The organism is Seonamhaeicola maritimus, from assembly GCF_008056315.1.
In the GTDB taxonomy this organism is placed as follows: domain Bacteria; phylum Bacteroidota; class Bacteroidia; order Flavobacteriales; family Flavobacteriaceae; genus Seonamhaeicola; species Seonamhaeicola maritimus.
Window position 1 is genome coordinate 1,150,200 of the sequence record NZ_VRKQ01000008.1, and the last position, 24,604, is coordinate 1,174,803.

Genomic DNA, 24,604 nt, shown 5'->3' on the forward strand with positions numbered 1-24,604 from the left:
AGCTAAAAGATTAAACTTTTAGCTTTTCTATTTTATTGCGATAAGTTTTAATTTCATCACGCAATTGGGCGGCCACAATAAAATCTAATGCTTTAGCAGCTTCCTCCATAAGTTTGCGTTTTTCTTTTATTTTTTTCTCTAATTCTGGCTTAGTTAAATAATCACTTTCTGGTTCAGCAGCTTTTAATGCATCTAATTGATATTTATAAGTACTAACAGAATTCTTAGACAGGGCATTATCTAAGCTTTTATTTAAAGCTTTTGGCTTAATATTGTTTTCTGTGTTATAGGTTATTTGCTTTTCACGTCTGTAGTTCGTTTCATCAATAGTTTTTTGCATGCTATTAGTAATTTTGTCAGCATACATTATCGCTTTTCCATTAATATTTCTTGCGGCTCTACCAACTGTTTGAGTTAGCGAACGTGCAGACCGTAAAAATCCTTCCTTATCGGCATCTAGAATAGCAACTAGTGAAACTTCAGGTAAATCTAAGCCTTCTCTTAAAAGGTTAACGCCTACTAGAACATCAAATAAGCCTTTGCGTAAATCCTGCATAATTTCAACACGCTCTAAGGTATCAACATCACTATGAATATATCTACAACGAATTTGTATTCTATCTAAATATTTAGTCAATTCTTCTGCCATTCGTTTGGTGAGTGTTGTAACTAATGTACGCTCATCTTTTTCAACACGTTGTTGAATTTCTTCAATTAAGTCATCAATCTGATTTAAACTGGGCCTTACTTCAATTACAGGGTCTAATAATCCAGTAGGACGAATCACTTGCTCTACATATACACCATCTGTTTTTTGTAATTCATAATCAGCCGGAGTTGCACTCACATATATAACTTGATTTTGTAAAGCTTCAAATTCTTCAAATTTAAGCGGCCTGTTATCCATTGCAGCTGGAAGTCTGAATCCATATTCTACTAAGTTTTCTTTTCGACTTCTGTCTCCACCATACATTGCATGAACTTGAGAAATGGTTACGTGACTTTCGTCCACAACCATTAAAAAATCATCTGGAAAATAATCCAACAGACAAAATGGACGTGTGCCAGCTTGTCTGCCATCTAAATATCTAGAATAGTTTTCAATACCAGAACAGTAACCTAATTCTCGTATCATTTCAAGATCAAATTCGGTACGTTCTTTTAAACGTTTAGCCTCCAAATGTTTTCCGATTTCTTTAAAATAATCATGTTGTTTTACTAAATCGTCTTGAATATCTTTTATCGCATTTTGTAATATGTCAGGAGAAGTTACAAACATATTTGCCGGATAAATATTTAAGCGATCGTATTTTTCAATAACTTGATTGGTTTGGATATTAAAAGATTCTATCTCTTCAATTTCATCACCAAAAAAGTGAATACGAAAAGCATTATCAGCATAACTTGGGAATATATCAACCGTATCACCTTTAATTCTAAAATTTCCATGATTAAATTCGGCCTCTGTCCTAGAGTATAAACTTTGAACGAGTTGATGGAGGAGTTTTGTTCTAGAAATTTCCTGATCTCTTTCAATTGTGATAACATTTTTTTGAAATTCAACAGGATTACCAATACCGTAAAGGCATGATACGGAAGCAACAACTAGTACATCTCTTCTACCAGAAAGTAGGGAAGAGGTTGTGCTTAATCGCATCTTTTCAATTTCCTCATTTATTGAAAGGTCCTTTTCAATATAAACGCCAGAAACTGGGATATAAGCCTCAGGTTGATAATAGTCATAATATGAAACAAAGTACTCAACAGCATTATTAGGAAAAAATTGTTTAAACTCTGAATATAATTGAGCTGCCAAGGTTTTATTGTGGGCTAATACTAAGGTAGGGCGTTGTATCTCTTCAATAACATTGGCAACCGTAAAAGTTTTACCAGAACCCGTAACTCCTAATAAGGTTTGGTACTTTTCATTGGTGTTTAAGCCTTCAACTAGTTCTTTTATTGCTTGAGGCTGATCTCCCGTAGGACTAAATTCTGATTCAATTATAAATTGCATATTCCACTAAATGCCTAAAATACTTAAAGTTACTGGGATTTCGAATTTAAGTTTTAAAAAAAATTAACGTTTTAAGGTAAAGTGGCCTAATAGTGTTCTTCCATCTTGTAATACTAAACTAAACCAGTAGTCGTCGGTTGGCATTCTACTACCATTAAAAGTTCCATCCCAACCAACAGATAAAGGATCAAGTTGTTTTAATAGTTTTCCATAGCGGTCATAAATACGAATAACACTATTAGCCTGAGAAATATCTAAACCTTGTATTTGCCAATATTCATTCGTGCCGTCTCCGTTGGGAGTAAAGAATTTTCTATGCCCAATAACCGAAATTCGCAATTCTACTTCATCACAAATAGACTCTACATCCTGTGCAAAAAGCGTATAAAATCCTGCTCTAAGGTTATTAAATACAGGACTAACTTGATAAGGGAAGTAAATTTGTCCATCATCTGATACTAGAGAGAACATATAGGTGCTATTTCCTAGACTGGAAGGGTTTATAATGGTGACAGAATTGTTTTCAGATAGCTCAACGATTTCTAAATCATTGGGCGTAATATTAGGTGGGTCAGCCGCTTTCACGTCAACCGTTAGTGACTTAGGGCATAACGTTATTGGATTAGTTAAAGTTAACGTATACTTTCCTGGTTGGGTTATATTACTATTTGGTAAAACAAGTGTATTGCCAACAATGTTACCGTCTTCAAAAACCCATTCATAAATAAATGTTTCAGAGGAGTTCGTTTGAATTGGAATTATATCTTCAGGTACGAATGGATTTCCACAAACAATAATTTCTTCTTCAAGCGTAAATTCAGGTATTGGATGTACAATTAAATCTATAGTAGTTGAAGCGGTACAAGTTGTGTTTATTGGATTAATTACCTCCACCGAAATTGTTTGAATTGAAGAAATAAGGGTATTTGGAAAATTAGCAGCTTCATTTGTTACGGTTGCACCATCTTCATCTATATAGGTGAAATAAATATCCATATTGGTTTGAGAACCTCTAATAGTACTTTCAAATGATGATAAATCAAAATTATGCAAACCATCATTTTCATCAGTAATATCTAAGCCGTCATCACAAAACTCTTGTAATGGAACAGTATTAGCAATAACAGGTTGGTCGTCTATTGTAAATTCTATAGAGGTTTCATCATAACAAGCTCCATCAGGGTCATTCGTTAAATTATTTGTAACTCTAACCGTTATGGTTTGGTTTGAAGTTAAAAATACAGATTGCATTGGGCTTGTAACTGGGGAGCCATCTGAATACAATAATGGAGTACCAGTATTATCAAAATAGGTGATAGAAACATTCATTGGATCTTGTCCATTTAAAACATCTGCCTCTAGCTGAGAAGTGTCAAATGGATACGATAGAATATTGTCACTAGTATCATAGTCGCACTGCCTTAAAAATGTTACAGGGTTAGCAGTTGGTAAGGCCTCTACATTTAAAAGATTGGACAATTCATGAAGTCCTAAACAGTCATTCCCTATATCACTTTTTACTCGTATCCAGATACTTTGAACATTTGGTGAATTAGTATTTTGGTGATTTTCTATATCTGGTATTGCATTTATTTCTAATTCGGCATCTAGTCTAGACTCGTAGAAATCAACAGAAATATTGAATGTAGAAAAAGCGGGATTGTTTAAAACATCTGTTTCAATATTTCTTAAATTAAAAGTGGCAACACCATCTCTTTCATTTGCTCCATCATCACATTGATACAATGGAGTGGGTATGTAGGAGTCTAGAGCACCACTGTAGGGACTTACAGATATTGTTAGAGGTACTTCTCTAAAGCAACCGTTCGAATTTTCAACTCTTATCCAAATAGTTTCTGGAGTAAAACCGAGTGCATCTACATAATTAGTAGGTGTAGTAATTGGATTAGTTGCATTTTGTGCATCAGGCTGGGTTTGATAATAAGAGAAGGATAAGCCTTCAGCAATGTAATTGGGATTAATTTCTTCCTTAATTTGAGCTAATTCAAGATTGAAAAATGCCTGTCCATCATTAGAGATATCATCGCATTGCGAATAGAGACTTGGGTTGCTCACAACTGGTAAACTGAAAACTTCCACATCAAAAGAAGTATCTGCAATACATGTATTGTATGCATTATTAGTCATTCTAACATAAATGGTTTGTCCACCAGATACAGAACCAACAAAAGATTCTGGATTTATAATTGGAATAGAATAGGCTGAATCAATGAAGTATGTAAGTGTAAAATCTGATGTATTTTGACCATTTAAAATTTCTGTTTCTTTTTGAGTTAAATCAAATACTTTTAACCCATCAACATCAGTTCCTATTGAAGTATCATCACATTCTTGTAAAGGTGTAACGGTTAGTAAAGGAAATGGACTTTCGTAAACTTCTAAATCAAAACTAGAAACATCATAACACGTGGTATTAGCATCATTTTCAACGCGGGCGTAAATTGTGGTATTTCCACTTTCAAACGGACTAGTTATTGGGTTGTCTCCAGTATCAGCATCGGCTTGAGTTTCATGATAGGTGATTGTCATGCCTGCAACCATATTTATGGCATCATTTTGAGATTCTAAATTGAAAGGCATGGTGCCATTGTTATCATCATCACATAACAACATATTGGGAGCTGTATTCGCAACAGGTAAAACATCTACTGTTAAATCTATTTCATCAGAATATAGGCCACAACTATTCCCTGTTCGATCTAATTTCACTCTATATTGATAGTTGTTGAATAATAAGGGAACATTACTAATTGTTAAATCTACAGTTGTTGTACCAGAGTAGGTGGTATCATCAGTCAGAGCAGACCAACTAATTCCATCTGTACTTAATTCCCATTGGTAGCTTTCAGCTTCAGGAGAAACAATACTTATAATTCCATTAGACAACTCACATACAGTAGTGTCAGCCGGTTGCGTTGTAATGGTAATAGGGGCATAGTTTAAATAATCACTATGAGGTAGGGTGTAACCATCTGAAGTATTTGTAACTAATCCATTGGCATCAACTATTACTGGATTGTCTCCTAATAAATCATCGCCATTACCATCTGAAAAACCAGCTTCAATCACATCGCTGCATGTGTCTCCATCGCTATCCAAATCTAAATATGAGAAAATGCCATCTACATCTGTCTCATCTAGAGTATATCCTATCAGGTTGCTATCTGGTGCTGTTTCCGCAGCATCTGCCCAACCATTTACACCATATGTTGGTCCATCTTCTATACCATCTAAATTAGTATCAGATAGTAATAAACCTAGTTGCCCAGATTCAATTAAATCATAAACACCATCATTATCACTATCTAAGTCATAAAAGTCAAGAACTCCGTCAGAATCACTGTCAATAGGCAATAAATTTATATCATAAACATCATCTAATCCATTGTTATCAGCATCCATACCAGATAAGGTAACTAAAGCTCCTTGGTTTTCAATAAAGTCTGGAATACCATCGTTATCACTGTCTAAATCTAATTCATCTTTTACACCATCATTGTCATTATCATTTTTAAAGCAGGTTAAAGAAATATTTGATTGAAAGTTTGATGTATCTGTTAAATTACTTAACCTATGAATGAATTCGAATCCATCCACCTGATTAGCAAAAAACTCAAAAGGCGTGGTACCGGTAGAAGCAGGGTTAGGTTTAAAATGAATCTCAGAACCCGAAATCTGTGTGACGCCAGCTTCAAAAAGACCGTCAAAATTAGAATCTACTAGCAACCGGTCATCAGGATCTACCAAAGTAATATTCTTATTAGCCGGTGAAATTTTTACAACAAAATATTCACCATCTACAGATACATGGGTATACCCAGTATCTTCAGATAGTTTAATGTTTATGGGTTCTGTAAATACCATTGAATAACTACCTTCTCCATTAGCTGCTGCTTCTACTGTACTAGTGAAATTTCCTAAATTATCACCAACAAAAGTATTTGTGCCTCCTGAGCTACTGCTGACTGTATAGAATCCACTAGTTATAGTTAAATTAGTAGAGTTATCTTGAAACTCTAAAACTGGATTGTTTAAATTATCTAGGTTAACTGTTACATCTCCTCTGGATTCAGTACAGTTAAGTATACCATCATTATCATTATCAATATCTAAATTGTCGATGATTCCATCATTATCAATATCATCAGGACAAATACTAATTGGTACTTCTACGGATTCAAGAAAACCACCATTACAAGGCAATTCTCCAACCAGTTTATATTTCCCTGGAACCGTTGGGGTTATGAACGGATCTGTGATAGGTAAAACAACGTACCCTGCCCCATCATCAAATTGCCACTCAAAACTTTCGAAGTTTTGCGCATTTGCCACTGATAACATTAAGTTATTTCCAATACAATTTCCTAAGATGGCGTGTTGTACGTCAAAATTAAACTCTGGTTTGGATTGAAAACCGGAATAGAAACTTCCGGAAGTAGCGGCTCCATTCACATTAAAATAAGCCACGTATAATTCGTCATTACCTTGAACCGATACATCACCAGTTAAACCTGTGATCCTGTATGTTTCATAATCAGAATTTCCGGTAACCGCACTTGGACCAACCGTTGCAAAACTTGAAAGTGCCTGATTGTTAACAGTAACTGTTGCACCTACTTTGGTTACTATTGTAACCCCACCTACATAATTTAAACTTCCTATTCTATCAATACTAGCAATGTTGTCAATATTCCCCCTAGTTTCACAACTCAATGGTGGAACAAAAAACATTCCTTGGTTAGCTTCACCTGTAGAACCAACACCTTGATACATAAATACATCTTCAGACGTTTCAACATACATGTTACTATTGGGACCGTAATTGTTTCCTTCTATAACATAATAGTCCCCTGCATTTAAAGTAGCTGCTGGAACAGCATTACCATTAATGTTTACAGTTGTATTATCTGTATGTGCAACAACTAGTACATTTTCCCAGTCGTTGGTGCCATCTCCTCTAACAAAAATATATTCATTTCCTACTTTGTCTAATCCAGCAATTTGATCTATACCATAATCTCTACCTCCACCTGTGCCAAAACTACCATTAGCTGACCCGCAATTAACTACAATAGGTTTGTCTGAAGTGACTAAAGCTCCTATTAAACCATCCATTGCAGATGTGTTTCTATCCCCTTTAATACAAATAATATAGCTTTCACCTTCATTTAATATTCTGGAATAAGGAAAGGTTCCTGTAGGGTAATTTTCTATAGTTAGTCCAGCTGGAATATCGTCAAAAGTTACGGATGTATTATCCTCTGTCGCCATTACAGATAAAAAGCTTAAATAGTTTCCTGTTGGATTGGAGCTGGTAAAAGTACCTATTCTGAAAGTTGTGTCTAATGCCGAAAGTCCTTTACTTACTAAGGCTCCCGCTTGAGCTCCACCAGCATTCATCCTAACGGACACGTAGATAGGGGCTTCTGCTTCAATAATGTAGCCTTTATTATTTGTGACGACACTACTATCATCAAAATCTTGAAACAATTGAGTGTCGTAACCAAATCCAATGTTTTCTACTTGAGGGGTTGTATTTGAAACAGAGCCCGTAATTGTTCCTCCTCCAACTGCAGAAATTGTGTAAGGTACTAGAGAAGCAGTTGGTGTGGATATGTAAATATATTGATCTTCTGGGTTTGCATTATTTGGACCACTTGTTAAGGGTGGGATATAATGTTTTTTACTAAGTTGAGCATATCCAAGACTAGAAAGAAATAGTAAAAGAACAAATAGTAAGTTCCTTATAATGGAGCCTGTTTGCATTGCAATTTTTTATAGTTTAATTGTTGGTGTTTCGACTGTTAGAAACAAATCGAACCTCTAAAATAAATATTTAATTTATTTTAGACACCAATACTCCCTAAAGGTTTAAAGTTTTAGATAAAATGTACAAAGAGTTCAAAATTGATAAAGAAAACTTAACTTTTGAGTAAGAAATATTGTTTATCGCTTTAAGGCAAAATGCCCCTTTATGTTGAAAGACTCTCCATTATGAATAATGTCTGCTGAAAACCAGTAGTCATCAGCTGGCATATTTTGTCCATTAAAGGTGCCATCCCATCCAATGGAAGTATGAGGAAGCATTTTTATAAGCTTACCATGTCTGTTATAAATATATACAAATGTTCCTGGTAATCTATTTATCCCAACGATATGCCAAGTATCAAAAGCTCTATCATTATTAGGTGTAACAAATTTAGGGATGTCAATTACAAAAACATCTGTTTCAATAGGTTCACAGCCATTAAGATCTATAATTGTTACAATATGAGGACCAAGGCTAACATTAGAAAACACATTAGAATCTTGTGGTTCCCCACCATCTAAAACAAATTGATAATCTCCAATTCCACTTACAGTAACTGTTATAGTGTTGGGGTCAGTAAAGTCTGCTGTTGCCGTAGCTTCTATTGTAGCTTGAACAGATTGAATAAGATCAAATTCTCTTCTGTAAGGACAGCTTTGTGGAGCTGCCGTAGTTACTTCAACCCATCGATTTGGAGCTAAGTCACTTAAATCTACATCGATTTCTGGAGTAGTTTCTCCAGTCCACCATAAGTAGGTGTCACCGGGGTTTCCTGTATTTGCACTTAAGGTTCTCGGTAGATCATTAATACAAACTGATTCAATATCATTTAAGGGAATAATAGGTAAGGGGTTTACAATAGTTTGAAATTGGGTAACACTATAACATCCAGAAAAATTATTTTCTATTCTTGCATAAATGGTTTCTCCATTATCAGCGTTATAAAGACTGCTTAATCTATTAGTATCATTTTCCGCATTGGAAATATTATTATTATAATAATAAACAGAATATTCAGTTGGGCTTTGGCCTGCTAAAATGAGACTCTCATTATCACTTAAATTAAACTCTAATCTGTTTGATAAGTCAAAATCATTATCACAATAAATCAAATTTGGAGTTGTACTAGCTGTTGGGTTAGGGTTGATTTGTAAATTAAATGATGTAAATACTGGACATCCAGTATTAATATCCTCAATTCTGACATGTATAGGGTAATTCCCTGCGGTTGTATAATTGAAGATTTTACCGGTATATTCAGCAGTGTTATTTGTAGCATTACTAGCTGAATTAAAATAGCTAATATTCACTAATCCTGTTTCATTAACTACTATGTCGTCAATTTGATTTAAATCATAAGAGTTGGTGCTGTTCACACAATCAGGTATATTTCCAATAGAATTTATTGCTGGAGGTAAGTTAACTTCTAAAAGAAGTGCAATGGAGTCGGTACATCCGGTATCGGTTTCAACTTGGACATATATAGTTGTGGTTCCCGAAGCTGGGTAATTATTAATTTGAGAGTTAGGAATTTGAACACTTAAGGCATCATCTTCATAATAGGTGTAAGTTACTCCTCCAAACCTAACATTATCAACTAGAAAAAGCGCTGTACCCAAATCAAAAGGAACCATACCATCATAATTAGTGTCACAAACAGCGTCTATAGTTGCTGTTTGAAAAACGGGTTTTGGGAACGTAATAAAACGTACTTCTTCAATTATAAAACAGCTATTAGCTGTATTTTCAATTCTAGTGTAAAATTGTCCTTGCAAATCCTGAGAATCATATAAATTAGGTAAACTGTTATTCGCTTTTATAATGGCATCATTTTCATCTAAATAAAACTGAATATCTAAAACGTCTGTACTACCTGTGGCAATTTCTTGCCGTTTTGCTTCCAAATCAAAAGTACGTGTTAAAGCATCATTCTGACAGTCTGGTGCAAAATCTGTAAAATTGGTATTATAATTAGGGTTTGTTCCTATTTCTAATAAAAATGAAGCATCCTTAGAACAGGAGGAGTCTGAAATATTTTCTACGAGTATATAAATTGTCTCAGCACCATTGCTATTATAAGCTAAGTTTTTATCAATTTCATCACTAAAAAGATTATCTCTAAAGTATCTTACTACTTTATCTGTTTGTCCGTTTAAGATTTCAAGATCTTTATCTCTCATGTAGAAGTCAGCATCAGAAGTACCTGCATCTACACAAATTTGATAGGGGTTTATCGGGTTTATACCTGGGTTAGTATTTACTGTAATATTAAAAGTTACTATATTAAAGCAAGCATTAACGTCATTAGATTCAACGCGAACATAAATTGTTTGTGTTGGAGCATCATAGCTTAATTTATCTAAATTGTTTGCCGGATTGGAATTGTCAAAGTTCTCTGCATTAGCCAAAGTATCAAAGAACTCGATAGTTAAATTTGTTGGGTCTGAAACAATACTATTATTATCTATTAAATCTTGAAATCGAACATTTCTAGTTGTAATGTTATTATCATTACAATAAAATTGATCAGCTGGTTGAATTACTGTTGGTGCGGGTATTACATCTACTTGAAATGAATTAACGGTATAACAACCTGTAATATTATTTTCTATTCTAGCATAAAATGTTCCGGAAGCTGTGTCATAAAACTGTGGAAGTTGATTAGTTCCATTATCAGCATTTGTTGAATCTAAAAAATAACGTACATTAAAATCAGGAACACCACCAGTAATGGTGCTATCAAAAGATTCAAAATCTACAGTAGTAAACCCGTCATCATCGTTATCACAATATGGTATAGGGTTTACATCACTAAAAGTTACAACTGGATTTATTCGAAGCATAACTTCTGAAACTTCGGTACATGAAAGGTTATCTAACCTGAGATAGAGTGTTTGCGAATTTGTTAATACTAATGGGTTAGTGGTATCTATTGGCATTGTGTTAGCGTCTCTATCAGCTTGAGTTTCATAAAAAGTCACAGAAACATTTGGTAAGCCGTTTGCAATAACGTTTTCTATGGTATTCAAATAAACATCAACACTACCATCACCATCTTGATCACAAAAAGCAAATCCTGGTAATGGAGGAATATTAGTTGCAGTTAACAATAAATTTGTATGAATTTCAATCGGTACAATAGCGTAACACCCTGTAGAATTATCTTCTAATCTTAGATAAATAGTTTGTTCATCTGACTGTGTATTGGTGTAATTATTTGGATTTGAAATTGGGTTACTTCCAGATTCAGCATCGGCCTGACTTGTATGATAGGTAGGAGGTAAAAAACCTGTCTGTCCATTTAATATATTACTTAAAACCTCCGTTAAATCGAAAATAGCAGAACCATCATGATCAGCATCACAAGCATCTATAAATTGGGTATCACGTATAATACCAGTATTCCCATTGGTAACATTGATGTTTAATGTAGTTCCCGCAGAAGTAGCGCAACCTGTTGTATTGTTTATAACTCTTACATAAAGTGTCTCGGAAGGGTTTGTATTATAGTAAGGTTGTGTAACTGGATTAGCCCCAGAATCAGCCTCTAATTGTGTGAAGTGATATGTCACAAATAAATTAGGATCACCACCAGTAATTTCATTATCCTTTTGACCTAAATCAATTGCTGTGCTTGAATTAGGTAAACTATCATTATCACAAACATCTAAACTAGTTGGTTGTATAATTGTTGGTAGATTGTTAACAACCAAATCAAATTCACCATAAATTAAACAACCCGTGTTTGTGTCTTCTACACGAACATATATAGTTTGAGAGTTCGTATTAATTGGAGCAGTAATGTTGTTTGTAGGTGTATCCCTATCACTAACTGATGAATAAAAGGTAATGTTATAATTTAAGGGTAAATTTTGAACAGCATTTTCTACATCTGCAATTTTAGTAGATAGGTCAAAAGTTTCAACGCCATTGTTATCATCATCACATAAACTATAATCTGGGATAGGATTTGCTGCTAATTGTGTATCAATTGTCACATTTACTTCATCTTGAATGACACAAGTATTACCACTTATAGAAATTTCCACTCTATACAATCCACTTGTGGAAGTTGTGAGGGTTGAGTTTGTTTCCCCTGAAATTAATGTATTATCTCTAAACCAAGTATAGGAAGCTAATGGGTTTTGAATTTCACCATTTAGAGTTACACTCCCAGAGCAGGTATTAATATCATCACCTAGATCTAATTCTGTAAAGGTGTTGGCTTCGATAAATACAGCTGAGTCGGATAAAGGTTGTGGTTGCGTTAAATCTGGAGATTCTGCTATCACCAATTTTATGTGGTACTGTACATTTGGGAGCACATTGGCTGCCGCTGAAAGCGCTGTAGTTCTGCCATTATAATTGGTGTCGTTAAAACCATAACCATCAAAATACTGGTCGTTTGACGCAGGACACTGTGTTGGGATTTCATCATGAATATTTCCAACTGTTACCACAGGATTTGGACTACCTGGTACTACAGCAATGTTTTGATATGGACCAGTACTTGAGGCTTCTCTAATTAAGAAAACAAAACCATCAAAAGCATTACAAGGGTAGTTTGCAAAATATTCTTCAGAGGCTAAAACATAATTAAATTGTACCATATCGGTTAGAGAAACAAAGTCGAATTCTATAACAGTTGCATTAGCCATAGCTCCTAATCCAATAAAGGATTCAATATCTGGATCACTTCCCCAACTTCTTGATCCTTCACTAAGTTCAGCTCCATTAACCGAATTTCCACCTGAAGCTACATTACCAGTGGATAAAACAATTCCATTTTCTAATGGGAAGTTTGATCCTCCTCTTTGAAAAGAACCATAACTTGTAAATCCATCAGCACCTCCGTTGGAAGATGATGTTACATTAGTTATCTCAACACATCCATTGGCTAAATTATTTTCAATTAGATCTTGCAAGGGTACAGTATTGTTGATAGAGACTTGCTGTGAAAATGTAAAATTAACACAGAAAAACAACAGTACAAAAGCGTAAATAGCATGTAGGTTCTTTTTCACTTTGTTTTATTTGGGTAAAAACAATTCTATGATTTGGTTTTTTCAGGTGGAAAAATAGCTTTTTTATAGATAAAACGCAAATAAAATCCGATAAAACGCATATTTTAAAGGTTTGTATGACAGGAAATCAATTTTTTAATGTAAAATGGCTTTTAAAAACTCTACCATCTTGTAATACTACCAAAAACCAATAATCATCAGTTGGTAATTTCTCTCCATTTAATAATCCATTCCATCCCTCTCCTAATGGGTTAAGTTCTTTTATTAGTTTTCCAAATCTGTCAAATATTTGAATTTTTGTATTAGGTTGAAACATACTTGAGACTCCATAAACTTGCCAAGTGTCATTTTTGCCGTCATTATTTGGAGTTAGAAACTTTGGAAACCCAATTACAGAAACTTTGTTGTTTACTGTTCCACAGTCATTTTTTATATCTTTTACTGAAACTGAATAAATACCAGGAAAAACATTTTCAAACACATTGCTGTTTTGATAATTTGTGTAAACCACATTATTCTCATCTAATAACCTATATTGATAGTCACCTTCACCAGAAACAAAAACAGTAATTATATTGTTTTCAGTTGCATCCTTAACTTCAATATTTTCAAAGGATGCGAGATTAGAAGGTTCTACATTGATAGTTCTTGATTTTGAGCAATTATTACTGTTAGTAACGGTAACGATATAAACTCCTGTTTCGTTTATTTCTATTTCATAAGTATCTTCACCTGATGTCCAATTATAGGTGTAATTACTTGGTGAATCATTTAATACAGCGGCATTCAAAGTAATTTTACTTGGAAAAAAGTTTAAACAGTAATATGTTAAATTTTCCGTGGTTATATTAGGTAACTCATGTACAGTCAGGGCTACCTCGCTTATTCCATAACAATTATTATTGTTTTCAACACGTGCAAAAATGGTTTGAGAATAGGGCGTAGTATTGGTGAATGAATCGCTTAACCCATTCTGTTCTAAAAGTGCATCTTGATAAGTTTGATAATAAGAAATGATTAACCCAATTGGTAAACCGTTTGTTACGATGGGATCAGCTTCTCGTAAATTGAAAATATGAATTCCATCTTCAATCCCATCGTCATCACATTCAAATAAGGCTGCATTTATTGAGTCTGTTAGGCTGACTTCTATAGTTAATTCTGAATGACTTAGACAACCAGTTCGAGTATCACTAACTTCTACATATATAGTTTGCGGGTTTGATGTATTGTTAAATGAATCACCATTAACCTCAATGGTTCTAGCAGCATCCAAATAGAATTTAGTGGACAAATTCGAATTATTTTCAGTCAAATCCGAATTAGCTTCATTAAGGTTAAAAAGTGTAGAACCATCAACAACTCCATCTTCGTCACATTGTATAATGGTATGATTAAATGCTAATGGGTTTGGGTTTACTATTAGATTTAAAGGCGTGATACTCCTACAATCTGTATAAATAGTATTTTCAACCCTAACAAAAACTTGCTCATTAAATGGTGAATTATTGTAATATAAATTTGGTAATGGTGCTCGTCTATTCTCAGCTTCTGCATTTGTTCTGTGATATGTGACATTGTAATCAGCAGAGCTAAGCCCATTTAAAATTTCATTATTTTTTGAGCTTAAATTAAAATTTAAACGTCCATTTCTGTCATCCCCATCATTTGTGTTGTCGCACAGGATGAAATCTGCAGGTGTTTTAATATTGGGGCCTAAATTTACACTTAAGTTAAAATCTGTTAATTCAAAACAGCCTGTAGTGTTATTAGTTATTCTTGCGAATATTTTTTGTGGATTATTCAGGTTGGTATAAGGACTGGTTAAAGGGTTAATATTAATATTAGCATCACTTTCAGAGGCATGATAGGAGATGGTGACACCCGTTTGAGTACCAGTAATAAGAGATGTATTATCCGTTAGGTTAAATGTTGTAAACCCATCATTAAACGGAGCTGTTATATCACAACTTTCTATATCTGTTGGTGTTCCGCTCCTACTTGATTGATCATTTGGCGGATCAGCAAATCGTGCGGTTCCGGTCCATTCAAGGTTAAAGGGACTATTCCCAATAGGTCTATCAATAACGATAAAATAACTTTCACCTGCATTAACATCAAGCCATTTCACAAAACTATCACCCAAAGCTCCTGGACCTTCTGATGTGTCTGATGAACTAGCGTTCATTCCTGTTAGGTTGTTTCCTTGGCTAGCTGCTTGAGGATTAGTGGTAGAACACCTGATGGTGCTACCAACATTTGAACAACTTACATTAGGACCAAACACAAAAAAATCATAATCTTCTGATATTGCTGTACTTTCTGGAGTTAAAGTAAAACCCAGAGTGCCACTCGTAACCACAGTTACTTTTAACCATACACTATTATTTTCATTGCTACTGCATGAATTGGCAAATTCTCTAAGGCCTGAGCCGTTAACGTCTAAACTTACATCTGAATTACCACAAGTAACTATGGCATCTATACAATCATTTGGTTGTTGAGCATAACCTTTTAGGCTAAATACAATTAATAAAAAATATAGATTAAATCTTTTAATGATATTCAAGGGCTAATACTTTAAAGTAAAATGACTTTTAAAAATTCTACCATCTTGTAAAATTACAGAAAACCAATAATCATCTGATGGTAGTTTTTCTCCATTGAAATGGCCATCCCATCCTTTCCCCAAAGGACTTAATTCCTTTATAAGCTTTCCGTATCTATCAAAAATTTTGATTTTGGTATTGGGTTGAAACATGCTTGAAACACCATATACTTGCCATGTATCATGAAATCCATCATTGTTTGGAGTTAAGAATTTAGGGAATCCTATTACACTTACTTTTTCAGGTAAGGTAGTGCCACAGTCATTTTTAGTATCTTTTATTATAATAGAATAAATACCAGGAAAGACGTTTTCAAAAACATTACTATCTTGATATGATGCATAAACATTATTTTTCTCATCAAGTAATTGGTACTGATATGTTCCTTCACCCGAAGCTACTATAGTTATTACGTTGTTTTGAGATGCGTCTTTAATTTCAATATTATCAATGGTAGCGAGGTTGGATGGTTCTACTTTTATTGTTCTAATTTTTGAACACATATTTGAATTAGTAACAGTAACAGTATATTCTTTCGCTTCATTAATTTCAATATTATATGTGTCTTCACCTGTAGACCAATTATAAGTATAATTTGAGGGATTATCTAATATACCTGCATTAATACTAATGGTTTGAGGGAAATAGTTTAAACAGTAATAAGTTAAATCTTCAATACTAATATTTGGTAATTGGTTTACAATTAATGAAATTTCACTGATTCCATAACAATTATTAGCATTCTCAACCCTTGCATAAATTGTTTGATTATAGGGAGTTGTATTTGTAAAAGAACTAGTTAGGGCATTTTGTTCTAAAAGCGCATTTTCATAGGTTTCAAAATATGAAATATCTAATCCTGAAGGTAGGCCATTAACTAATTTGTTTTCAAAATCTCTTAAATTGAATAAGTAATAACCATCTTCCACACCATCATCATCACAAACTTCAATTGAGGTATCATTAGATTCCGTAACACTAACCTCTAAAATAAGTTCAGAATAACTGAAACATTGGGTTTTATTATTAATTATTTCAACATAAATAGTTTGCGGATTTGATGTGTTTGAGAATGAGTTTCCATCAATTTCCTTAGTTCTTTCAGAGTCTATGTAAAATTTTACAGATAAGGCTTTATCGTTTCCTGTTAAACCTATATTGGCTTCGGTTAAATTAAAAAGTGTATAGCCATCTTTAACTCCATCTTCATCGCATTGTAAAATGGTATGATTACTTGCTGCGGGATTTGGATTAAACAGGACAAAAGCAGATCCTTCAATAGCGCAATCTCCATTATTTGGGTCTATGTATACTTCGTAATGACCACTTTGAGTAACTTCTAAATCAAAGTCAGTTTCAGATAAAGGTACTTCATCTAAAGTCCAGGAGTATGTGCCTCCAGGAATATCAACTGATGTTAACATATATGTGTCTCCTTCACATAAATCTAAGTTGGTAGAACTTTCACCATTTTTGATAATATCAATCTGCTGATTAAAGAATGAAGCAATAAAAGGAGGCAAACCTTGAGATGAATTATTTGGAGAAAGACTTATTGCGTTATGTTGATAGTTACTAGCTGCTCCAATATTGTTAGGGTTATTAATAACACCAAGGTAAGGCAATCCTTGATTATAAGTAGCGCTAAGTGCTCTATAAATTTTTCCATTTGGCCCCAATTGTAAGCCACCTCTATATAAATTTCTTTCATCTAAAATTATTTGAGAAGCCTGAATATCTGGAGCCATCATATTAAATTGAGATAAAACAGAAGTATGATTTGAGGGATCTTCGTTATTCTCTCTATTTTCAAAATCGAAAAAATTATTATACGCATGAACATAAAGCAATTCACTGTTAGGTGAAAACTCAACTCCGTAGGGGTAAGGGCTAGCATTACTGTTAATGGATAGTTCTTCCATATTTGTAACTAGTCCAGTAGAAGAATCAAAGTCAAAAATTTGCAAACCACTTACGGCGTTGGCATTTGCCATTTTTGTTCCATCTGGAGAAACTTTTAAGTAACCTCTTCGGTCTCCAATAAATAAGGAAGGGAAAGTAGATGTAATTGAGGCTGTATTGACACCTGTGTTACTCACTTCAAAAGTATGAAAAGTATTATATGCTTCAGAAGTACCATCTTCTGAAGCAAAAGTAATTACCCAAATAGATTTTGTTATACAATCTTTTAAAACGGCTGTTAATTTCTCAGAACAATGCTGAAGTAAGTTTACATTTTTTTGAGTAACTTCTCCTAAGCCACCACCAAGAGTCATATCTACTATAGAGTAGTTAAAACCATTATTTGGGTCAGTTTGACCGATAGATGTATCTACAGTAAAAATGTAATAGATATTTTCATCATCTGGTTTAGGAACAATAATGGCAGACTGTGTACTTGAATTATCGCCAAATAAGGCAAATCCATTTGTCATGGTGCTATGGTTTTTGTTCCATACAGTTGTACCGTCAGTGTAAAACAGTAAGTTCCCAAATTCGTCTGAAATTGAAGAACAACCCTCGTTGGTAGACAATTGACCATTATTAACAGAGGTAATTGAATTACTGGCTAAGTTAAACTGCACCCCCGCACCATAACCAAAATACCAGTTAGATGCTTGTCTTTGGGCAAAGACACATATACTGAATACACATAGTATAAGGGATGTGATAATTTTTTTCATTCTTCAATAGCCAAGGCTACCAAAGATATTATAAATCCCGCTTTTTTAATAATCTATACGATAAAAAGATAAATAGGGCTGTCCAACCTAAAACTATAAGCATTTCATAGCCATGCGCTCCATAATCATAAGACAAATCTACTTTATCAGGAAATTTTGTCATTGCTATCCTCTGGAAAGGTTGATCTATAAGTTTATACATGGATTTTAACGGAAAGAAATTCTGAATTTTTTCAGCAATATCAGCATTAAATTTCCATGTAATTAATCCGAATATTATCCATTCCACTATGTATAAAATAAAAAGAAATGCAAGCGCAAAAGCAGAACGTTTAACAAGCATTCCAAAAAATAAACACAAACTAAAGAAACCAATAAGTTTAATAAAATAGGCCATTAAAAACTCAGTCTCTTGAATTATTATGGAAAACTCATTATAGCTTGAGTAGTATAACCCAATACAAAATGAAATAAGAAAAATTAATATAGTGGATACCAATGAAAAGAAGGTAATTGTGTAGAATTTAGATAGAATAAATTCCTTTTTACTCAGTCCATCAATAAGGTTTTGTTTTATTGTTTTATTACTGTATTCATTTCCAATCATACTAACCACTACTATGGCGAAAAAGAATTTAAATTGAGATGCAAAAAAGGTGGTTAAGTGCCATATAACAGGGAAGTTAAATATCCCTAACTCGCCTAATTCGAGCGTAAAAAAACCAAATACATTAATTTTTAGTGAAGAAAGAAGTATCACAAAGAATGGCAAAACAAACGATACGAAAATGAGAATTTTACTAGTTCTGTTTAAGAGTAATTTTTGTAATTCTAAATTTAAAAGTCTTAGCATCGTATTAGTTTTGGTTAATTGGGTTATTGTCTGTTAATTGCAAGAACTGCTCTTCCAAACTTTCTTTTCTTTGAATTAGATGTGTAAGAATAATGCCATTTTCAAATAGGTACTTATTAAATTCTTCAGACTTCATGGGTTCTGTTAAAAATGCTGTAACTAAATCATCTTCAGTCTTAACGTTTCCAAAGGATTTATGATTTTTCAATAATTTTACTAACTCGTTTTGATTATTACATTTAAGTTCAAAGAAACCATGGCTAGAAATCATTTCATCTACTCTACCAGAGTACAACTTTTCTCCTTTTCTTAAAACAACTACATGAGAACAAACTTTTTCAACTTCATCTAATAGATGGGAGGCTAATAAAATAGTAGTTCCTTTAGTGGCTATTTCCTTAATTATTTCTCTAATTTGATGAATGCCTTGAGGGTCTAGACCATTGGTAGGTTCGTCTAAAATCAAAATCTCAGGATCATTTAAAAGAGCAGAAGCAATAGCCAAACGTTGTTTCATACCTAATGAAAATGTTCTAAATTTACTATCTCTTCGTTCTAATAGTCCAACAATTTCAAGTTTTTCGTCAATCTTACTATAATCAACACCTTTTATCTTACAAACCAATTTTAAGTTCTGATATCCAGACATATAGGGGTAGAAATTTGGACGTTCTATAATGGCCCCAACTTTTTTTAAGGCATGGTGGGTTGATATGTTTCCGTCAAACCAATGAAAATCACCTGATGTTTTGTTTACAACATTTAAAACAACTCCAAGGGTGGTAGATTTTCCACTACCGTTAGGACCTAAAATACCATAAACATTTCCTTTGTTTATAGTGAAAGACAAATCTTTTACTGCGGTTAAATACCCAAATTTTTTAGTGAGATTGTTGATTGTAAGAATGGATTCCAAATTGCAACATTTTTTATGTCAAAATGTATTTGACAATGGTTAGTTATATGGGTAAGACGAACCTCTTTATATTTTGTTACACTATTGCAATAAAACCTATAAAATTAACTAATTTTACATCATGAAGGATTTGAAAATATCTAAGAAAAAACCGTCATTTCAGATTAGTGAAAAGTTGAGTAATTATCTTACTGAATATAATAGAAATATAGAGATTCCTATTTTTTATGAAGACCTGTTACGTTTTCAGGGATCTATTGTGGTATATGATGAAGATGACAATGATACGTTATGGATTAGAGTTTATTATAACGACTATGAACGTGAGGAAATAGAAATGTCTTTAAAGAAAGTGTACACTATTTTACATTCTGATGGGAATGAAGATACACATCCTTTTTTGAGTGTTGATGCTATTGATTATTGTACGTTTGGAAATTCAAGGCCCTTCAGAATCAAAATCAGGAATATTTTAAATGATAATTTCACCTATTTTTATGTTAAGGTGGCCGATGCTTCTAGAATTTATGGTTTGGAATTTGAACATATGCTATCTCCTTATAATATTCACTTTCTGGTTTACAAGGATACTTTAATTGAAGAGCATATAGCTGGAATACCTGGTGATGTATTTATTAAAACCATGTTGCCAAACTGTACTAGGTCTGAAAAAGCCCAAATAGCAAAAGAGTTTGTTAAGTTTAATGAACGTTGTATGATTAGACTTTTAGGAGACATGCGTTCTTACAACTATGTTATTGTTCCAACTCATGATTTTGATCATGTAGTCTATAAGATTAGAGCTATAGATTTTGACCAACAGTCATATGAAGGGAAGTTCAATATCTATCGTCCTCAATTCTTCAAAGAAAATTTAGAAATGGTTAAGATGGTTTCTCAAATTTTAAAGAAACTTTCTATAAATCAATATAAGACTGAGGAACGGTCTATATTAGTTAAGCGTTTAAAAAGTTTTAATGATAGAATAGAGTTGTTACTTTCTAGTATGAAAGAAGATACTATTTCTACTTATGCTCATATAGATAATCTAAAGAATGAGATTTTTAAATATTCTAAAGATGAAAAGTTTTTGAATTGTAACTCAATGGGGCAAATTCTTAGTTGTGGATTAGATTTTTTAGTTACCAATTATAAAAACGTAAACCCGTTAAAACTTAACTAGAATGCTAATTCCAGTTTTCATCAAAATCTAAATTATCATAATCGTTAACGTCAAAATCGTCTTCAAATTCGTTGAAGGTATCGTCATCATCAGATTCAAATAATCGTTCTGGAGCTGTGTCAGGTACTTGTCCTTGGACAAACATAAGGTTAGGATAATCATGACCTTCGGTTTCATCAACAATTTCAGCAAGTTCAACAAAGAAGGTCCACATACTTAAAAAATCATAAATGTATATTAGTTTTGTTTGTGCTTCATGTACAACACTATCTATAGATGTTTCATTCATTAAACGAGCCGTACCATTGTCGCTTAAATCAAATAAAGATATTTCTTCACCTTGGTCCCATTGATCATTACTTAAGTAAAATGAAGCCATTTCACTACCATCGAAACCAAAAGATTGTGTAATAATATTATGTAAGTCTTCTAAAGAGTCAGTTTCTCTTATTTCCAAATCTCGGAAAATATCCTCTTCGGTATCATTATCAAGTATAACTCTAAATCTGTAAATCATTTATGAGAAATTATGGGGCAAAGTTAAACTTTTTAAGTTATTTGCTAAAACGATGCAATGTAAAAGTCATAGCTGTTAATAGGAAAAATGCACCAACCTGATGTGCAACACCTAACCAAACAGGAACCTGTAGCAATATTGTAAAAACACCTAATAAAAACTGGATACAAACAACTATGTTTAAAGCCTTAATACCTCTAATTTGTAGTGCCGTAAGTTTGAGCGCTTTTGATTTTTTCCAAATAATAAATACTAAAATAACAACCATATAAGCCAATATTCTATGAACAAATTGCACCCCGCTTTTACCTTCTATAAAGTTTCTGTAAAGCGGTTCTTGCTCTATATATACAGTTTGATGCATAAATTTACCTTCGCTCATCATTGGCCAATGATTGTGTATAAATCCGGCATCTAAACCGGCTACGAAGGCACCATAAATTATTTGAATGACTAGAATTAATAATGAAAACCTAATCAGGTTTCTATATTTAATATTTATAGTTTTTTTATTGGGGTAACGTAAATCTAAAGCTACCCAATAAGTGTATGCAAATGTTATAAATGCAGTAGTTAAATGTGCTGCTAACCTGTAATGACTTACATCTGGATTGTCAACTAAGCCGCTCTTTACCATATACCAACCTAAAAAACCTTGAAAGGCCCCTAATGCTAATAGAATTATTGACTTTTTGATTGTAGGTTTGCTTAGTTGTTTTCTTATAAAGAAATATAAAAAAGGTATGAAAAAAACTACTCCTATAAATCTACCAATAACACGGTGCAACCATTCCCAAAAATAAATATCTTTAAAATCTTGTAGGTTAAAATGTTGGTTGAGTTTTTGGTATTCAGGATATTGTTTGTATAAATCAAATGCTTCCTGCCATTCAACATCATTCATTGGTGGGATAGTTCCAGAAATTAATTTGTAATTTGAAATTGATAATCCAGAATGAGTTAACCGTGTGATACCCCCAACAACCACCATTACAAAAATTAAAAAGCAGCCTGTTAATAGCCAATAAATTACTTTTTTGTTGTCTTTATTCATTTTAAAGTATGGTTTTTTTATAACACAAACTATTCTCCATTTTATGGTATGGATCAAAATTTGGAACAATGCTATAATTCATTTTTTTATAGAAATTAACCGCTTCTATTTGCCTTTTTCCAGTTTCTAGAATGCAAGATTTAAAACCCAATTCTTTAGACCAATTTTCTAATTCCTCTAAAATTTTGCTGGCAATACCTGTACCTCTAGATTCAGGATTTGTATACATACGTTTAATTTCGGTAGATTCTTCGCTGTATTTTTTGAATGAACCACAGCCAACTGGGATGTTATTTTCATAAGCTAAAACCACATGTTTCAAACTTTCAATGCCATTGTATTGCATGTAAAAGCTGTGATCAGACCCATCAACTTTCTCTAAATATGCGTTTAGAAGCTCTACTAATTTTGTAAAGTCTGGGTTTGAAGAATTTGTTCTTTCTATTCTAATCATGGTCAGAAACCTTTAGCCCAAGTTTTTTACCTTTTTCAATCATTAAATTATGAGCTGCATCATAATCATTTGGAATATCCCCTTCTAAAATCGCCTCCTTTATAAACTCTTTTATAACCCCTATTTCTCGAGATGGTTGTAAATTAAATGTTTTCATTATTTCTTCACCCGAAATTGGAGGCTGAAAATTACGAACATGATCTCGTTCTTCAACTTCAATAATTTTATCTCTAACAATCTTGAAGTTGTTATGGTACTTTTTAAATTTTTTAGAATTCTTAGTTGTAATGTCTGCTTCACAAAGCGTCATTAAATCATCAACATAATCACCAGCATCAAAAACCAAACGTCTCACGGCAGAATCAGTAACCAAATCTTGAGCTAAAACGATTGGGCGAGAACTCATTAATACCATTTTTTGAACAAACTTCATTTTGTCATTCAGCGGCATTTTTAAGCGCTTGAATAAATGGTATACCATTTTAGAGCCTTCAAATTCATGACCATGGAAAGTCCACCCAATTTTTTTGTGAAATTTTTTGGTTGGTGCTTTTCCAACATCGTGCAACAGTGCTGCCCAACGTAACCAAAGATTGTTAGTCTTTTCAGAAATATTGTCAACCACTTCAAGTGTATGATAGAAATTGTCTTTATGACGTTGTCCTTCAACTTCTTCAACTCCTTTTAAAGCAATAAGTTCAGGAAGGATATATTCAAGTAAACCTGTTTGTTCCAAGAGTAAAAACCCAACTGAAGGCTTAGGACTTTCAAGAATTTTATTCAATTCTACAACAATACGCTCTTTTGTGATTATTTTTATTCTAGAGGAATTTTTTGAAATAGCATTTAAACTTTCTGTTTCAATGGTAAAGTCTAGTTGAGTAGCAAACCTTATAGCTCTTAGCATTCTTAATGGGTCATCACTATAAGTGATGTCTGGATTAAGAGGCGTTCTAATGATTTTATTTTCTAAATCTTGAATACCATTGAATGGATCAAGTAAATCTCCAAAATTATCTTTATTTAAACTTAAAGCTAAAGCGTTTATAGTAAAATCACGTCTGTTTTGATCATCTTCCAAACTACCATTTTCTACAACTGGATTTCGGCTATTCTCTGAATATGATTCTTTACGTGCACCAACAAACTCAAGTTCAATTTCATCATGCCTAAGCATTGCTGTACCATAAGTTTTAAAGATTTGAACTTTTGGTTTATTAGGTAAATTCTTAGCGACTTGTTTTGCTAATTCAATGCCATTACCAACTGCAACAATATCAATATCCTTTGCACTGCCTCGTTTTAAAATGTAATCACGTACAAAGCCTCCAATAACATAGGCGTCAACTTGAATTTCTTCAACAGATTGGGAAACTATTTTAAAAACAGTATGCTTTAAGGCTTTTTTATAATTCATGCTGAAATTTCAATATCAAAATTCAAAATTCAATTGATTTTAGGTTTGA

The 24,604-nt window shown here is 33.1% G+C and carries 12 protein-coding genes; 1 reads left to right on the top strand and 11 read right to left on the bottom strand.

Annotated elements, in window-relative coordinates; genetic code table 11:
• Positions 1-10: 10 nt before the first annotated feature.
• The 7 genes from uvrB to FUA22_RS04795 all read right to left on the bottom strand — a co-directional run bounded on the left by uvrB (position 11) and on the right by FUA22_RS04795 (position 19,930).
• Entirely contained in the window at positions 11-2,014 is a 2,004-nt protein-coding gene (gene uvrB, locus FUA22_RS04765; RefSeq protein ID WP_147766679.1) for an excinuclease ABC subunit UvrB, read from the bottom strand.
• 63 nt (positions 2,015-2,077) lie between these two features.
• On the bottom strand, positions 2,078-7,801 hold the full coding sequence (locus FUA22_RS04770; RefSeq protein WP_147766681.1) for a T9SS type B sorting domain-containing protein: 5,724 nt from the start codon (positions 7,799-7,801) through the stop codon (positions 2,078-2,080).
• A gap of 180 nt (positions 7,802-7,981) precedes the next feature.
• The gene (locus tag FUA22_RS04775) at positions 7,982-12,868 is read right to left on the bottom strand and encodes a T9SS type B sorting domain-containing protein (protein WP_147766684.1); all 4,887 of its coding nucleotides are present in this window, start codon (positions 12,866-12,868) and stop codon (positions 7,982-7,984) included.
• Positions 12,869-12,995: 127 nt separating this feature from the next.
• Entirely contained in the window at positions 12,996-15,437 is a 2,442-nt protein-coding gene (locus tag FUA22_RS04780; RefSeq protein ID WP_241664755.1) for a T9SS type B sorting domain-containing protein, read from the bottom strand.
• Between the two features lie 3 nt (positions 15,438-15,440).
• Complete coding sequence (locus FUA22_RS04785; protein ID WP_147766686.1) at positions 15,441-18,161, bottom strand: T9SS type B sorting domain-containing protein; 2,721 nt, start codon at positions 18,159-18,161, stop codon at positions 15,441-15,443.
• Between the two features lie 28 nt (positions 18,162-18,189).
• Positions 18,190-19,014 (bottom strand): ABC transporter permease, encoded by an 825-nt coding sequence (locus FUA22_RS04790; RefSeq protein WP_147766688.1) that lies wholly within the window; start codon positions 19,012-19,014, stop codon positions 18,190-18,192.
• Positions 19,015-19,018: 4 nt separating this feature from the next.
• Positions 19,019-19,930 (bottom strand): ABC transporter ATP-binding protein, encoded by a 912-nt coding sequence (locus tag FUA22_RS04795; RefSeq protein WP_147766690.1) that lies wholly within the window; start codon positions 19,928-19,930, stop codon positions 19,019-19,021.
• Positions 19,931-20,051: 121 nt separating this feature from the next.
• On the opposite strand from FUA22_RS04795, the gene FUA22_RS04800 reads away from it, so the two are divergent.
• A complete protein-coding gene (locus FUA22_RS04800) occupies positions 20,052-21,113 on the top strand; it encodes a hypothetical protein (protein ID WP_147766691.1) in 1,062 nt (353 codons plus the stop codon).
• A gap of 4 nt (positions 21,114-21,117) precedes the next feature.
• Here FUA22_RS04800 and FUA22_RS04805 read toward each other — a convergent pair whose 3' ends face one another.
• The 4 genes from FUA22_RS04805 to FUA22_RS04820 are packed head-to-tail and all read right to left on the bottom strand — an operon-like array spanning position 21,118 to position 24,555.
• A complete protein-coding gene (locus FUA22_RS04805) occupies positions 21,118-21,630 on the bottom strand; it encodes an IS1096 element passenger TnpR family protein (protein WP_147766693.1) in 513 nt (170 codons plus the stop codon).
• Positions 21,631-21,667: 37 nt separating this feature from the next.
• Complete coding sequence (locus FUA22_RS04810; RefSeq protein WP_147766695.1) at positions 21,668-22,684, bottom strand: COX15/CtaA family protein; 1,017 nt, start codon at positions 22,682-22,684, stop codon at positions 21,668-21,670.
• Position 22,685: 1 nt separating this feature from the next.
• Positions 22,686-23,138 (bottom strand): GNAT family N-acetyltransferase, encoded by a 453-nt coding sequence (locus FUA22_RS04815; protein WP_147766697.1) that lies wholly within the window; start codon positions 23,136-23,138, stop codon positions 22,686-22,688.
• Positions 23,131-24,555 carry a CCA tRNA nucleotidyltransferase gene (locus FUA22_RS04820; protein WP_147766700.1) on the bottom strand — a complete coding sequence of 475 codons (1,425 nt, stop codon included), beginning with the start codon at positions 24,553-24,555 and terminating at the stop codon, positions 23,131-23,133. The genes FUA22_RS04815 and FUA22_RS04820 overlap by 8 nt, the downstream gene beginning before the upstream one ends.
• Positions 24,556-24,604 lie beyond the last annotated feature (49 nt).

Coding starts and splice junctions, on each gene's coding strand:
- FUA22_RS04800 (WP_147766691.1), top strand. CDS start 20,052: ATGAAGGATTTGAAAATATCTAAGAAAAAACCGTCATTTCAGATTAGT.
- FUA22_RS04805 (WP_147766693.1), bottom strand. CDS start 21,630: ATGATTTACAGATTTAGAGTTATACTTGATAATGATACCGAAGAGGAT.
- FUA22_RS04820 (WP_147766700.1), bottom strand. CDS start 24,555: ATGAATTATAAAAAAGCCTTAAAGCATACTGTTTTTAAAATAGTTTCC.
- FUA22_RS04810 (WP_147766695.1), bottom strand. CDS start 22,684: ATGAATAAAGACAACAAAAAAGTAATTTATTGGCTATTAACAGGCTGC.
- uvrB (WP_147766679.1), bottom strand. CDS start 2,014: ATGCAATTTATAATTGAATCAGAATTTAGTCCTACGGGAGATCAGCCT.
- FUA22_RS04785 (WP_147766686.1), bottom strand. CDS start 18,161: ATGAAAAAAATTATCACATCCCTTATACTATGTGTATTCAGTATATGT.
- FUA22_RS04815 (WP_147766697.1), bottom strand. CDS start 23,138: ATGATTAGAATAGAAAGAACAAATTCTTCAAACCCAGACTTTACAAAA.
- FUA22_RS04790 (WP_147766688.1), bottom strand. CDS start 19,014: ATGCTAAGACTTTTAAATTTAGAATTACAAAAATTACTCTTAAACAGA.
- FUA22_RS04770 (WP_147766681.1), bottom strand. CDS start 7,801: ATGCAAACAGGCTCCATTATAAGGAACTTACTATTTGTTCTTTTACTA.